The 14,294-nt window shown below is 53.9% G+C and carries 9 protein-coding genes; 5 read left to right on the top strand and 4 right to left on the bottom strand.

The features are described 5' to 3' along the window. Window positions 1-5: 5 nt before the first annotated feature. A complete protein-coding gene (locus tag MKY59_RS05675; protein WP_339276485.1) occupies window positions 6-1,529 on the top strand; it encodes a glycoside hydrolase family 43 protein in 1,524 nt (507 codons plus the stop codon). A 107-nt stretch (window positions 1,530-1,636) separates the two neighbouring features. Here the strand turns inward: MKY59_RS05675 and MKY59_RS05670 are convergent, their stop codons facing one another. Next, a complete protein-coding gene (locus MKY59_RS05670; RefSeq protein ID WP_339276484.1) occupies window positions 1,637-2,557 on the bottom strand; it encodes an S-layer homology domain-containing protein in 921 nt (306 codons plus the stop codon). A 421-nt stretch (window positions 2,558-2,978) separates the two neighbouring features. Here MKY59_RS05670 and MKY59_RS05665 point away from each other — a divergent pair, with 421 nt between their 5' ends. Beyond that, window positions 2,979-4,730 (top strand): ABC transporter ATP-binding protein, encoded by a 1,752-nt coding sequence (locus MKY59_RS05665; RefSeq protein WP_339276482.1) that lies wholly within the window; start codon window positions 2,979-2,981, stop codon window positions 4,728-4,730. A gap of 103 nt (window positions 4,731-4,833) precedes the next feature. Next, window positions 4,834-6,579: an ABC transporter ATP-binding protein gene (locus tag MKY59_RS05660; RefSeq protein ID WP_339278333.1), complete on the top strand. Its 1,746-nt coding sequence runs from the start codon at window positions 4,834-4,836 to the stop codon at window positions 6,577-6,579. A 211-nt stretch (window positions 6,580-6,790) separates the two neighbouring features. Here MKY59_RS05660 and MKY59_RS05655 read toward each other — a convergent pair whose 3' ends face one another. Continuing rightward, window positions 6,791-8,299 (bottom strand): alpha-N-arabinofuranosidase, encoded by a 1,509-nt coding sequence (locus MKY59_RS05655; protein WP_290371442.1) that lies wholly within the window; start codon window positions 8,297-8,299, stop codon window positions 6,791-6,793. 175 nt (window positions 8,300-8,474) lie between these two features. Here MKY59_RS05655 and MKY59_RS05650 point away from each other — a divergent pair, with 175 nt between their 5' ends. Continuing rightward, window positions 8,475-9,383, top strand: a complete 909-nt coding sequence (locus MKY59_RS05650) for an ArsR family transcriptional regulator (RefSeq protein WP_236415372.1) — start codon at window positions 8,475-8,477, stop codon at window positions 9,381-9,383. A 4-nt stretch (window positions 9,384-9,387) separates the two neighbouring features. Further along, on the top strand, window positions 9,388-9,543 hold the full coding sequence (locus MKY59_RS05645) for a hypothetical protein (protein WP_339276481.1): 156 nt from the start codon (window positions 9,388-9,390) through the stop codon (window positions 9,541-9,543). 22 nt (window positions 9,544-9,565) lie between these two features. Here MKY59_RS05645 and MKY59_RS05640 read toward each other — a convergent pair whose 3' ends face one another. Then, window positions 9,566-10,372, bottom strand: a complete 807-nt coding sequence (locus MKY59_RS05640; protein WP_339276479.1) for an SH3 domain-containing C40 family peptidase — start codon at window positions 10,370-10,372, stop codon at window positions 9,566-9,568. A gap of 646 nt (window positions 10,373-11,018) precedes the next feature. Further along, window positions 11,019-14,288 (bottom strand): glycoside hydrolase family 48 protein, encoded by a 3,270-nt coding sequence (locus MKY59_RS05635; RefSeq protein ID WP_339276478.1) that lies wholly within the window; start codon window positions 14,286-14,288, stop codon window positions 11,019-11,021. Window positions 14,289-14,294: the final 6 nt, after the last annotated feature.

Genomic DNA, 14,294 nt, shown 5'->3' with positions numbered 1-14,294 from the left:
GCAAGATGAAATATACCAATCCGGTGATTCCCGGTTTTTATCCAGATCCCAGCGTCTGCCGGGTAGGCGAAGATTATTATTTGGTCACGAGCACGTTTGAATATTATCCGGGAGTGCCGATCTTCCACAGCCGGGATCTCGTGAACTGGCGGCAAATCGGACACTGCCTGACCACGCCGGAGCAATTGCCGCTGGACCGGGCCTGGACCTCGGGCGGCATCTATGCCCCAACGATCCGCCATCATGAAGGCTGGTTCTACATGACAACGACCAATGTCAGCGACGGCGGCAACTTCTTTGTACGCAGCAGGCATGCGGAAGGGCCATGGTCCGATCCGATGTTTGTCGCACAAGACGGCATCGACCCGTCCCTCCTCTTCGACGATGACGGGCGGGTATATTTTCAGTCGGCATGCAATGGTGATGAGGGCGAAGGCATCTACCAGTGCGAAATCGACGCGGATACCGGCAACAAACGGACCGAAAGCCGTCTGATTTGGAAAGGAACCGGGGGTGCCGCTCCGGAGGCGCCACATTTGTACAAAATCAACGGCATGTACTATCTGATGATCGCCGAAGGTGGAACGGAGTATGGCCACATGGAAACGATCGCGCGAAGCAATGATCCGTACGGCCCGTTCGAACCATGTCCCCACAACCCGATTTTGTCGAACCGCAGCATGAAGAGCAGCATCCATGCGACCGGGCACGCCGACCTGGTGCAGGCTCAGGACGGAAGCTGGTGGGCCGTCTGTCTCGGCATCCGTCCCCCGTCCTATCCGCTTCGCCATCACCTTGGTCGGGAAACGTTTCTGGCCCCGGTCACGTGGACGGAAGCGGGCTGGCCGATCATCGGCCATGACGGACGCATTGATCCCGAGATGGACGGGCCGCAGCTTGCCGAAGCAAAGTGGCCGCATCCGCCCGCGCGAGATCACTTCGATCAGCCGAAACTTGGCATGGACTGGTTATTCCTCCGGAATCCGGCCCCGGGAAGTTGGTCGCTAATGGAACAGCCGGGACACCTCGTCCTCCACGGTAACCCGTTATCCCTTGACGCCGGTGGAAGCCCAGCCTTCATCGGACGTCGCTTGAGCCATTTTTCGTGCCGCATCGAAGCGCATCTCGATTTCGAACCCCGGCAGCATGGAGAAGAAGCAGGCCTGTCGGTATTCATGAACCGGAATTATCATTACGATCTGGGCATCAGGCTGGTCGATGGACGCAAATCGGTCGTGCTTCGGCGGGTCGTAGGCTCCATGCGTACCGAATACGCGCTGGATTGCGGCCAAGGTCCCCTCGTCCTTCGGGTCCAGGCCGAGCCTGACGCTTTCGCCTTTTCCATCTGCACGAATGACCGTGAATGGGTCGAGCTCGGCTCCGGCGAAACCCACCTGCTCTCCACAGAGGTAGCGGGCGGCTTCACCGGCGTCATCGTCGGAATGTACGCCACCAGCCCGGGCGGCCAAGGCACGCCTGCCCGGTTCGACTGGTTCGACTACGAACCGACCGTGAGCTCCCCGTCCTGATCTGTAAACGGATGTCGGGATCGCACGACATAACAAAACCCACCGTCCATATGAACTGGATGCGGTGGGTTCTTCTTTTTTTATGGCTTTCAGGAATTACACGCTGCTTATTTGCCCGAAGGTTGTGCTTCGGCAGTGTATCCGGACGGGATGTTCGTTTCGGCCGTGACGTTGGTAATGACCATCGGATACATTTTGTCCGGGTCAGGCTGAACGATCGAATACAGCACGATGGCACGTCCATCCTTTTCCAGTTTGACGTCATCAATTTTCAATCCGTAGCCCGGGTGCGGCATCTCGGCAGAAAGCTTCACTTTGGTCGTCTTGTCGTCCACTTTCGTCGTTGTTACCGTCGGCACGATACCCGCCTGTCCCGCTCCCGGATCCACCGGTGCAGGCTCTGTGGAGCCTCCGTTTCCAAACTGGTCAATAAATTCCAGTGCGTTAAAAATCATGCTTGCGGCCTCCATGCGGGTAAGCGGCTGATCCGGACGGAAGTTCCCGTCTTTGTCCAGCTGGATGATGTTCATGTTGAGCAGGTTCTGGACGGCGGATTTGGCATTCTCACCGATGCTGTCTTCATCATTCACGACGTTATATCTCATAATGACCGGATAATTCCCCGTTGTGGCAATCCCTTCTTGAAGAAGGATCACGAACTGTTCGCGCGTCATTTTGGCCTGCGGATTCACTTCTACGGGAATGGACAATCCATTCTGGGTCGCAGCTTGCACGGCATCCGCATACCAAGTGTCAGGACTGATTTTGCTTTGCGCAGGGGATGCGTACGCGTTTTTCAAACCAAATGCTTTGACGATCAACTGAATGCCCTGCGGTTCGGATAACGCCTGATTCGGCTTGAACAGATCCGCCGTCACCCCGTTTACGACGCCTTTGGATTTGAGCGTATCCACGATCGTTTTCTGTCCTTCATCCTGCAGGTCCGAGAATGCGAGCACGGATGCACCTCCCGCCGTCAATGATACGCAAAGAGCGAGTGTCGCTGCCAATCCTTTTTTATGTTTCATTTTGACACCTCCGATAGTAGTTTAAACCTGATTGCCAACCTTCACCCTACAGACGGCCCCTTGCTTCAAAATGTTTCACCAAACCTGTACATTCCGGTTTACATATGGTTTAAATGATGTTATATGAACATTCAACGCAAAACTCTAATGCATCAGCTTGCTCCGCTTCATTGACATTGCTCCTCAATAGCGCAACAATAGTAGTTGTTAGCATGAAAGGACGTCAACGGACGTTACCTATCGACTGCATGTCGTGCAGTGAACTGATTTCGTCGATCGGCATACGGAAATCCGTTCATATACGGATAATCTTCGAATTCGTTCGCATAAAGTAAAAGGGCATGACACCTTGATTCGGGTGTCGGCCCTTTTCTACGCTCTGCATCGATATCTTTGAATTCAACAAAGGAGAACCATGCCTATGTCCAAACGAGAATTGCTGCGAAGCTACGTGATCAGCCAATGGCCCGTATATGCGGTGGCCGTGGTCCTGATTATCGCCTCCAATGTCGGGCAGGCTTCCCTGCCCCGCATTTTGGGCAGCTTCACGGACCAACTCATGCAGAACAGCCTGCATATGGATACGGTGATGAGGTACAGCATCATCTTGCTGGCGGTGGCTATTTTGTACAACGTGTCGTTCGGAACCGGACAGTTCATGATCATGAAGCTGGGACGCCGGTTCGAATTCATGACCCGCGAACGCATTTTCGGCAAGTTTTCCGAACTAAGCGAGCACTATTTTTCCAAACAGGGCAACGGCAAACTGCTTAGCTACGTGATGAACGACGTCACCTCCGTTCGCGAGGCCATTTCCAACGGGGTGACCACCATGACCAATGCAACCTTTCTGTTATTGTCCTGCATCATCATGATGCTGCTCAGCGGGATCCCGCTGTCCTTGATGATGATCAGCGTGCTGCCGCTGCTGGCTATTCCGTTTCTGGTCGTCCATTTTGGCCCGCGAATTCGTAAGCGCTCCCGTGACGTGCAGGAAGCTCTCGCCGACATGACCGAATCGGCCGAGGAACAATTCGGCGGCATCCGCGTGACCAAAACGTTTGCCGTGGAAGATCAGGCCCGCGCAAGGTTCGGTATGGCGGTAGATGCCATTCGGAGCAAACAATTGCGCCTCGTGCGCATGTCCTCCTTGTTTCAAGCGCTTCTTCCGTTATTCGGATCGTTATCTCTCGTCGTTTCCCTGCTTGTAGGCGGGATCATGACGATGCAGCATACCATTACGCTCGGCAGTTTCGTTGCATTAACCTTGTATCTGCGCATGATTATCGGACCGCTGCAGCAAATTGGCAATGTCATCAACACGATGCAGCGTTCCGGGGCCTCTCTCGAAAGGGTAAACGACCTGTTGGCGGAAGAGCCCGACATTCAGGAAGCTGCGAATGCCAAGTCGCTTCGCTCGATCAGGGACATATCCATCAGCGGCCTGTCCTTCGCCTACCCCGGCAGCCCTGCCCCCGTCCTGCAGAACGTGGAATTGCACATTCGCGCCGGGCAGACGGTCGGTATCGTAGGCAAAACCGGTTCGGGCAAGAGCACGCTCGTCAAATTGCTGCTGCGCACGTACGAGCCTCCTGCCGGAACCATCCGCATCAATGGAACCGACATCCGCAAAATATCCCTGGAAAGCTTGCGCGCCTGTATTGCCTATGTGCCCCAGGACGGGTTCCTGTTCAGCACGACCATTCGCGACAACATCGCTTTTAGCGATCGGTCATTACCGATGGATACGGTAGAGCATAGCGCCAAGCAGGCCATGATTTACGAAAATATCATTCGGTTCCCGGATCGATTTGACACCAAGCTGGGCGAACGCGGGCTTACCCTGTCGGGCGGGCAGCGCCAGCGCACCAGCCTCGCCAGGGGATTGATCAAACAGGCTCAAGTGCTCATCCTCGACGATAGCATGAGCGCGGTCGATGCCGTCACCGAAAGCGGCATCGTGCGCGGCTTGCGCAAGCTGGGCAAGGACAGAACGACATTGATCGTGTCCCACCGAATCAGCGCGGTCCGTCATGCCGACCATATCATCGTGCTGGACGAGGGACGGATTGCCGAACAGGGAACCCATGCGGACCTTATGGCTGCAGAAGGGCTGTATGCGGCGACCTATCGTTTGCAAGAGGAGGGATTGTACCATGACCGAACGACATAGCGGGAAGCCTGACCCGATGACTGCCGAGCAGCATGCATCGTCTCCGGCGAAAGGCGATTCCAGAGCGTCTGACGCATCCGACAAGCGGACCTCCTTCAAATCGATGATGACCTATACCAAGCCGCACAGGCTCGCCTTTCTTGGCATTTTTGCCTGCTCGCTGCTGGGCATTCTGGCTGATCTGCTGCAGCCCTATTTGGTCAAGATCGCCATAGACGACCATTTGGCCATCGGGAACACAAGTACCGGTTTTCTTATGCAGCTTGCTGCGGTATACCTGGTTCTCGCCATAACCGGCTTTGTGTTCACCTACGTGCAAAACAATTTGCTGCAGCATGTCGGCCAAAGCATCGTTTCCCGCATTCGGAAAGACATTTTTCACCACATCACACGCATGTCGATGTCTTTCTTCGATCGGTATCACATCGGCAGTCTCGTCACCAACGTTTCTCGCGATACCGAGACGATCAGCAGTTTCTTCACCCAAGTTCTGCTCAGCCTGATCAGGGACGGCATGATGCTTGTGCTGATCCTCGTGTTCATGTTCCAACTGGACCCTGTGCTGGCGGGTTACTCCCTGGCCGTGCTGCCTGTCATTGCCGTTGTTGCGATCTTGTTCCGCAGCAATCTGCGTAAAGTGTATCAGAACGCCAGAACAAGGTTTGCGCGTCTGATCGCATTCACTGCCGAAAATCTCGCAGGCATGTTTCTGATTCAGGCTTTTCATCAGGAGAAAGAACAACAGCAGCGATTCGGGGAAAAAAATCTGCAGCACCTTCAAGCCAACATTCGCCAAGCACGCTCCCATGTCATTTTCAACCGCACATTCGACATTCTGGGCAATGCGGCACTGGTGCTGATGGTCTGGCTTGGCGGGCGGGCCGTATTGAACGAATCGCTGCAAGTCGGCGTGCTCTATGCCTTCATCAGTTACATTCGGCAGTTCTTTCAACCGATCAACCAAATCACGATGCAATGGAATACGTTCCAGTCGGCCACCGTTTCCATGGAGCGGATCGCAAACATTCTGGACACGAAACCGGAGGTCGCCGAACCCGAACCGGCCAAAGCTTTCAAGCTTGAACCAAAGCAAGTGATGGGACAGATCGATTTCAACGATGTTTCCTTCGGATACCAGCCTGGCCAGCCGATCATCTCAAACATGGACCTGCATCTCTATCCCGGGGAAATGGTCGGCATTGTGGGCACGACCGGAGCCGGCAAAAGCACCTTGATCTCCCTGCTGAATCGCTTTTATGATGTTAACGAGGGCAGCATTGACATTGACGGCTTCGATATTCGGCACATTCCGCAGGCCACGCTTCATCGAATCGTCGGCTTGATCCAGCAGGAACCCTTCCTGTTCTCCGGCTCCATTATCGAGAATGTGCGCATGTTTCGCGAAGACATTACGCGGGAGCAAGCCATCGAAGCTTGCCGGTTCGTCGGCGCCGATGCCATGATCCGCCGGCTTCCTGAAGGATACGATACCCTTCTCTCCGAACGCGGAAGCGGCCTGTCCGCCGGGGAACGTCAGCTGATCTCTTTCGCCCGGATCGTGGTATTCCAGCCTCGGGTGCTGATCCTGGATGAAGCTACGGCGAATTTGGATTCGCATACCGAACTGCTCGTACAGCAGGCGCTGGAATCCGTGTCCAAAGGGCGCACGACCATTGTCATTGCCCACCGCCTGTCCACGATCATGCATGCCGACCGGATCATCGTTATGGAGCATGGCAAAATTGCGGAGGAAGGCACCCATGCGGAACTGCTTGCGGCCAGAGGCGTATATGCCCAATTGGTCGCGCATGCACGGGAAGCGGGTAACGACGAGGCCGTTTCGAGTTAAACCCATGCAGACGGGCAGATGCCCAATTACACTGTTGAAAACGACAGGAAATGTAGCAAGCTCAACTGGAGAAATGTCCGGTTGGGCTCTTTACATTCCGGACCAACCGACAAAAAAGCGTTCAAATGGACACCACTCCACCTGAACGCTTTCGTTGATTATGAACCTAATAAACGTTTGATGATTTCCCCGCCCGCTAACATGCCATCTTTTATTGTACTTTCAGTCGGATCACGTTCCACGAAGCCTTGGACAGGCTTGCAGTAACCAGACTTCCCGATACCTGTGCTCCTCCGCGGTTATGCGGAGCTACGCGGTTCGGCTCTGCAGCCGTATTGACCGCTTTGAGATCATCGCTTTCCAGTACGATATGCTCCAGCAGCGTGCACTCGCCAAAGCTGCGAAGATCCACTTCCAGCGGCAGCGCTTCATCCAGATGACGGTTAACCGCAAATACCGTCACTTCGCCCTTTTCTTCGTTATGCACCGCGATGCCTTCCAGATAAGGAACGTCCGTAATTTCTTTGGTATCGTATTTCGGCGATTGAATCAGCGGCACCAGCGCGGTTCCGCGACCGAACACGGAAGCATGCATGAACGGATAGAAAATGGTCTGTCTCCACGCTGCGCCACCGTTGTCGGTCATGATCGGCGCGATAACGTTGACGAGCTGCGCGAGGCAAGCCATTTTGACGCGATCCGCATGCTTCAACAAGCTGATCAGCATGCAGCCCACAAGCAAAGCGTCTTCATGGTTGTATACGTCTTCCAGCTGCGGCGGAGCGATTTGCCATGGGTCCAGCTTTTTGTCGCTTTCGTTGGAATGGTACCATACGTTCCACTCGTCAAAGGACAGGAACATCGTCTTTTTGCTGCGCTTTTTCGCCTTGATGTAATCGCAAGTCGCTTTGACCGTATCAATGAAACGGTCCATTTCCAGCGAGCGGGCCAGGAACGTCGGCGTATCCTGCGCGGCATTGCCGTAGTACTGGTGCAGGGACAAATATTCCACGTGATCATATGTATGATCCAGGACGGTTGCTTCCCACTCCGGGAATGTCGGCATGCCGATCGCGGAACTGCCGCAGGCAACCAGTTCAATCGTAGGATCGGTCCATTTCATGACCTTGGCCGCTTCCAGAGCTACTCGTCCGTACTCCACCGCAGTTTTGTGGCCGATCTGCCATGGACCATCCATTTCGTTGCCAAGGCACCATGTTTTAACGTTATGCGGCTCTTTGTAACCATGCTTGATACGAAGATCGCTGTAATAAGAGCCTCCCGGATGGTTGCTGTATTCCACGATGTTTCTGGCCGCATCCACACCGCGCGTTCCCAGGTTGACCGCCATCATCACATCGGTATTGGCCTGTTTCGCCCAATCCACGAATTCGTTGAACCCGAATTCATTCGTTTCGATCGTTCTCCAAGCCAATTCCAGCCTGCGTTTGCGTTCGGAGACCGGACCTACGGAATCCTCCCAATTGTAACCGGATACAAAATTGCCTCCCGGATAACGCACGATCGGAACTTGCAGTTCATTGACCAATTCCAGCACATCCTTGCGGAACCCCGCTTCGTTAGCCTCAGGATGGCCAGGCTCATATATACCACCATATACGGCACGACCCAGATGCTCAATGAAAGAACCGTATAAGCGCTTATCCACTTCTCCAATCGTGAAATCCTTGTCTACCGTCATTTTTGCTTTTTGCACCATAAAGTTCAACTCCTTAAATTAATAGAAAAATTAATTTAAAACCTATGGATCAATGTTCATATTTATATTAAAATCGATGTTAAGCTTAATTTCAACACTAAATTTTGAAAATGTTATCCTATTCTTTGAATTTATGTTTAAATTAATCCTAAACACATCTATTGGAGGGACCTTTGTGATCAGAGCAAATACCGATGCAGAATGGCTGCCCCTATATGAGGCACTGGCCAGCGAAGTCCGTCTGCAGATCATCCGGCTTGTTGCCGAAAGCCCCAAAAACGTCAAGGACATTGCAGCCGCGCTCGGTTTGAGCAGCGCCATCGTAACGATGCATGTGCGCAAACTGCAGGATGTAGGCATCATTCAATCCAAAATGGTCCGCAAGGACGGCGGCACCCATAAAATGAACAGCCTTGCCGTTGACTGGATCGGCATCTCGATGCCGCAGGAAAGCGGGAGCTCAAGCAAGGTGCACGAGGTGGCGATTCCCATCGGGCATTATACGCAATTTGATGTATATCCTACTTGCGGCCTGGCCACCTCCAGCCATATTATCGGACAATACGACGATCCACGATATTTTCTCGATCCGGAACGCATGCATGCCCACATTCTATGGTTCGGGCGCGGATTCGTGGAATACAAAATCCCGAATTACATTTTGGCCGGGCAGCACATGGAAGCGATTGAACTCTCGCTGGAGATCGGGTCCGAAGCGCCTTCCGTCAACCCCAATTGGCCTTCCGACATTACGTTTACGTTGAATGGCATCAAGCTTGGGGACTGGACGAGCCCTGGTGACTCGGGAAACGGCCGCGGCGTATTTACGCCTGATTGGTGGAGCGAAAGCGTCAACCAATACGGCATGCTGAAAGTGCTGCGCATTACGGAGCAGGGAACGTTCATCGACGGCCAGCTGATGTCCGGCGTCACGTTATCCGATATCCCCGTGGAACGCAATCAGTGGACGCTGCGCCTGTCGGTCGAAGAGGATGCACGGCATGTTGGCGGGCTCACCTTGTACGGGGAAGGATTCGGCAATTACAATCAGGATATTTTATTTCGGGTGTATTACCAAGAGTAGGTCTTTGAGTGCAAACTTGCGGGAGAGTGGAGGGAGATATTCGATACGGGTTGGCGCCAAAATCAAAAAAGCTGCACGCCATGCGGTGTTGTCCAATGTAAAAATCATTGATAAACACCGCAGTGACGCGCAGCTTCAATCCAAACAGCTGCTTTGTTAATATTTGTCTCGCTGCGTCTGATTTACAGCGCGCTTCCGCCAAACAGGAAACGATATTCCCAGTGCTTGCCGGAAATGTCGCTGACCGTTACGCCGCCGCCCTCGTTCGAATACGTGTGCAGCACTTTGCCGTCTCCAAGATAGATGCCGGTATGCGTAATTCTGGCCGTCGATTTGTTCACGCCCGAATATGCGGAAGCCTTGGTTCCTTTATAGGACATAAAGTACATGAGGTCGCCGCGCTTCAGCTTGGTCCAATCGGTTTGAACCGCTCCTTTGGCTTTGACATAGTCGCCCTGTTTGCGAGAGTCTGCCGGCAGCGTGATGCCCAGCGCATCGATGAATGCCCGGCGAACGAAGCTGGAGCAGTCAAACGCGGCCGTACTGTTGCGGTCTGCCCCGTATTTGTAAGGCGTGCCCAAATATTTCATGCCTGCGGCGATCACTTTTTCCACGGCTTCGCTACCGGTAACTGAACTGCTGCCCGCTACCGAAGAACTTGTGCTGCTGTTGCCGCCGCTGCTGCTGACCATTTGCGTATATTTGGATGAAGAAGATATGTATCCTGTCTGGTTGCTGGAATCCTGTACCTTGTACCAGTACGAACCGGACGTGCCCAAAATGGTTACCGTCTCGCCTTGAGGCAATTGACGTACGACGCCTGCAGACGTCGAAGGAGACGTGCGCATGTTCACTCCCTGGATGATCTTGGCTTTGGAATTTTCTATCGTAGCTGCCGATACCTGGGCCGTGAATGCTCCAGTCGTCAGACTTCCCATCAACATCGCTGCCGTTACGCTTGCCGTAATGATTTTGCTTTTCCAATTCATGATGTCGTTTTCCTCCTGAAGTTACAGAATTTTAACCTGGTCCGTAATCCTACCGGGCTTGCCCCATTGTAAAGGCGCTGTCCAGAACGATCATCAGTCCAAAGTCCTGTATTGCTTCAGGCTGATTTGAGCACTAAGAATCAGGGCATGTCTCCATATTTTTGATTCGGATGCCTCGCCGGGCGTCTTATTCAAAAGGTTAAAATATTGTAAACATTTGAGCTGCGGCGATTTTGGATCTGCAATGCACTCTTTTCATTCATGGATGAAGATGATGGTTCATATGACCCATATTTTAATTTCAAATTCCATAAGTGGTAAACATTACTACACGTAAATCGCAGCATTTTGGCGTGCTTTTCCCCATTCCTCCTTCATTCCGCAGCAGCGTTCGCCGATTGAATATGACAATGTACTTATATAAACCGCACTTAATCGTTCACACTAGGGCACTTCGAGTGCAGTTCCATCTTCCGATGCAGCTTTCTTTCAGAAAGCTTTTAGCGAACGCTTTGCTTCTCCAGATTGGTTCTGCCTCTCCGTTAACGTGTGTTTATTTTTTTGCGGTTTATATAGTCGCAAAAAAGGCCGGAGTTTCTCTCCGGCCCATTTCCTTTATTTCATTATTTTCCGATGAGGCAGTACATTACGGTTCAACGCCCCAGGCCTTTACGCCATCGATATGCGCCGTTACTTTGTTCCAGGCGGCGAAATCCGTCATTGCCCCGTCGTACGAGTAATCGTTGGTCTGATCGAAGCTCGCCCAATTCGTTTTGGAGAACCGTCCCTGGATCACGCCGGTCTCCGCGCCCGGTGCCAGACTGCCCGCTCCCGGCTTGAAGCCGATCTCCAGCACGGTATCCGCATTGCCCTTCGCCGGGTTCAGCGCGATGAAGGCAGCCTCCACGTTGCTGCTGCCGATCTGGGCATAGTCGCACCAGAAGCTCATGTCCACGTTGCCGTCCTTCGTAAAATAGTATCGAACCTTCACTTGGCTGAGGTCGATCGCCTCGGTGCCGGTGTTCTTCAAATTGAACTGCGGCGTAATGGCATTGCCGCTCGCTCCCGTTCCGCCATTGCGATACTGCACCTCCAGCGTTCCCGTCCCAACCGGAGACGCGGTCGGTGTCAGCGTCACTTCGTTCGACAGCGTCTGGCCGTGGCCGTTGCTCGCTGCGATCCGGTACGTGTACGTCGTCCCGTTCACGGCGGCGGCATCCGTATAGGTCAATGCCGTCAGCCCTGCCGTCACCTCTTCAAATGCCCCGCTCCCCGTTCGCCGTTGCACCGCATAGCTGTCCGCGCCATCCGAAGCGGCCCAGGCCAGTACCGCCTGCGCATCGCCTGCCGTCCCTACGAGCGTGAACGCACCGGGCAAGGCGCTGCCTGCCTGCGGCACAGCCGATGCCTGCGCCGACGCAGCGGATTCGCCTGCCGCATTTACGGCGGTTACGACGTAATAATACGTCTTGCCGTTCGTCAGCCCGGTGTCCGTATAGGTCGTTCCGTTCACATTGGCAGCCACTGCCGTGTACGGGCCCCCATCTGCCTCGGCACGTTTGACGGTGTAAGAATTCGCTCCCGAAACGGAGTTCCAGTTCAGAACAACCTGTTCACTGCCGCCGGCGGCCGTCAAACCGTTTGGCGCAGCAGGAACTTCGGTTTCCGGGCCGCTGCCGTCGCCAAGAAGACGTTCGAATTCGCCATAAGCTGTCGCCATGTCCACTTGGGACCAGAAACGGTGATACGTAAAGGTTGGCGCACCGTTTTCCCATTGTTTCGTTTCCGGATTGTAGGACGCCTTGTACAGGTTATCCAGGTATGCCCAAGCCGGGTCCTGCTTGATTTTTGGACGCAAATCGGAATAACCGATATAGACGCCATTTCCTCCCTTTGCAGGATCGGAAGGAATGCTGCCCGTGCCCGGAAGCGCGTTGCCCTGTCCATATGATCCCGTCCAGTTGGCCGGAAGGTAGATCTCTTTGGCGAAGAAGCGGAAGTAATCTTTGCGCACCTCTTCGGAAACGATCCCTACCCCGTCGTTGTAGTCCCACGCCGTGTCCAGCAATTGCTCCGCCAAATTCTTCGCTTCTTGGCCTTGGGCGCTAAATGCGCCATGCTCTGCCTTGGTCGCCGCCGCGAAGAAGGTCAACGTTTTGATGTAACTGCCCAGTACCCCAACATCCTGCGACGGGTCTTTGGTCGTTACGCGGAAATTTGGATTGTTCGTGTAAGAAGAGAAACCGGTCCATGAATCCGGCTGCCCGGTCCATTCCTGGCTGCCTGGAATCCAGAACTCTCCCGTCGCTGGCGTGGTTGCTACCTGCACGTTCGTGCCGCCAAGAATGCGCTGTCCTGAATCATCCAAATAGTATCCCTGGGAATCCGTCACCGGACGTTCATTGACGAAAACATAATCCTTCGACCAGTCAATCCACTTGGAAATGACCTTTTTCGCCATCTGGAAATTTTCCGAGCTCAGGTCGCCGTTCTGCGCAAGAATGTAGTACAGCTCCGCTACGCGCTCCATCGACCAAGCCTGCATGCCAAACCACGTATTGGAATCCGGATCGCGGTATACCGGCGCTTCCTGGTATGCCATATCGTAGAACGTGCTCGTTCCGGACGGATAAGCTTTATAGGCACCTCCGTAGCTGTTGGTAGCGCCGCCGCCGATCGCTCCCTCATGGGATTGCAGCCAAGTGTAGAATTCAAGCTGGCGCTTCAGCGTAGCATTCCAATCCGCTTTGGCCGTGCTCGATTTCGGGATTAAGCCGCCAGCGGGATCGGATAATGCATAAGATGCGACCGGATTTTGGTACCCCTGGTGCGTATGGCTGGAACCGATGCGCCAAGCCCAATTGCCGCCCTGCCCCAAACCGCCGCCCCAAGCGGTGTACCAGCCCATAAGGTACATGTTGGAGTCTTTGCCCGTACCTGCGGCCGGACTGCCGTTTTTGGCGCTTCCAACTTTCTGGAAATATTTATCATGCAGTCCGTAACGCAGGTAATCGCCCATCTTTTTGGCTTTATCGAGATAAGCCTGGTTGTCGTAACCCATTTCCTTCGCCCAGTACAGTACTTGAACCGCGCGGGCATCCGCATCGGTGGCATTGGTATAACGCCATTGCGCTGCCGGTGCCTGGTTCTCCTTTGTGAACAGGCTCATGAAACCCTCACCCGCTTTGCCGAACGATTTGTCGTCTTGAGACGGGTGCGGAACGGCTTCCCAGACGGACTCCTGTTCCCCGCGTTGGAACGTATTGACGTACGCTGCCGTATGAGAAGGGTTCAGCAGGTTGCCGAAGCCGTACCAGTTATCGACGTCAAGCAGCCAGTGCATCAGGTAGGTCTGGTTGTTGCCATAGGAGGATTTCAGCTCTGCGTCCAGCGGGTCCCTTCCGGCCTGGTATTGCCCGTTTAATTCTGACGGATATTGGTCCGGAAAAGGTTTCTCCGCAGCATATGTCGCCGGGCTGTTCGGATTATAGTGGCTCATCGTAGGCTGCTCTTCTTTGCCATCGCCCTCATTGACGGGAATGATGTATTTTTCCATGTTGTCCCACGCGGCCTCGAGCTTGGACCAGTCACCCGTGAAATGCCCATACATCGTTTCGAGCCACAACCAATAGCTGTACGCTTCGGAAGTCGTCATGTGCCCATAATCCGGCGCTTCGCTGATCAGGGTTTCCACAGAGTGATAAGGAATGCCCTCCGGAGAGAAATATCCGTTGGCGGGGTCTTTCAACTGTCCGTACAGCTCCATGAAGCGCGCTTCATTGATTCCTTCCGCTTGCAAAGACTGCTCTTCGGCAAAAACCGTTTGCGGGCCTGCCCAAAGTCCCGTATACCCGGTGAGCATGACCGTTCCGGCCAGCATGGCCGCCAGGCTTTTTTTCGCAGCTGATTTCAACATGATACA

It is taken from the genome of Paenibacillus sp. FSL W8-0426 (assembly GCF_037969725.1).
In the GTDB taxonomy this organism is placed as follows: domain Bacteria; phylum Bacillota; class Bacilli; order Paenibacillales; family Paenibacillaceae; genus Paenibacillus; species Paenibacillus hubeiensis.
The sequence above is the reverse complement of the archived record's forward strand: the minus strand, read 5'-3'. Positions and strand labels throughout refer to the sequence as shown.

Excerpts from the sequence above, each read along its gene's own strand:
- MKY59_RS05670 (WP_339276484.1), bottom strand. The coding sequence starts at position 2,557 with ATGAAACATAAAAAAGGATTGGCAGCGACACTCGCTCTTTGCGTATCA.
- MKY59_RS05660 (WP_339278333.1), top strand. The coding sequence starts at position 4,834 with ATGATGACCTATACCAAGCCGCACAGGCTCGCCTTTCTTGGCATTTTT.
- MKY59_RS05655 (WP_290371442.1), bottom strand. The coding sequence starts at position 8,299 with ATGGTGCAAAAAGCAAAAATGACGGTAGACAAGGATTTCACGATTGGA.
- MKY59_RS05675 (WP_339276485.1), top strand. The coding sequence starts at position 6 with ATGAAATATACCAATCCGGTGATTCCCGGTTTTTATCCAGATCCCAGC.
- MKY59_RS05665 (WP_339276482.1), top strand. The coding sequence starts at position 2,979 with ATGTCCAAACGAGAATTGCTGCGAAGCTACGTGATCAGCCAATGGCCC.
- MKY59_RS05640 (WP_339276479.1), bottom strand. The coding sequence starts at position 10,372 with ATGAATTGGAAAAGCAAAATCATTACGGCAAGCGTAACGGCAGCGATG.
- MKY59_RS05635 (WP_339276478.1), bottom strand. The coding sequence starts at position 14,288 with ATGTTGAAATCAGCTGCGAAAAAAAGCCTGGCGGCCATGCTGGCCGGA.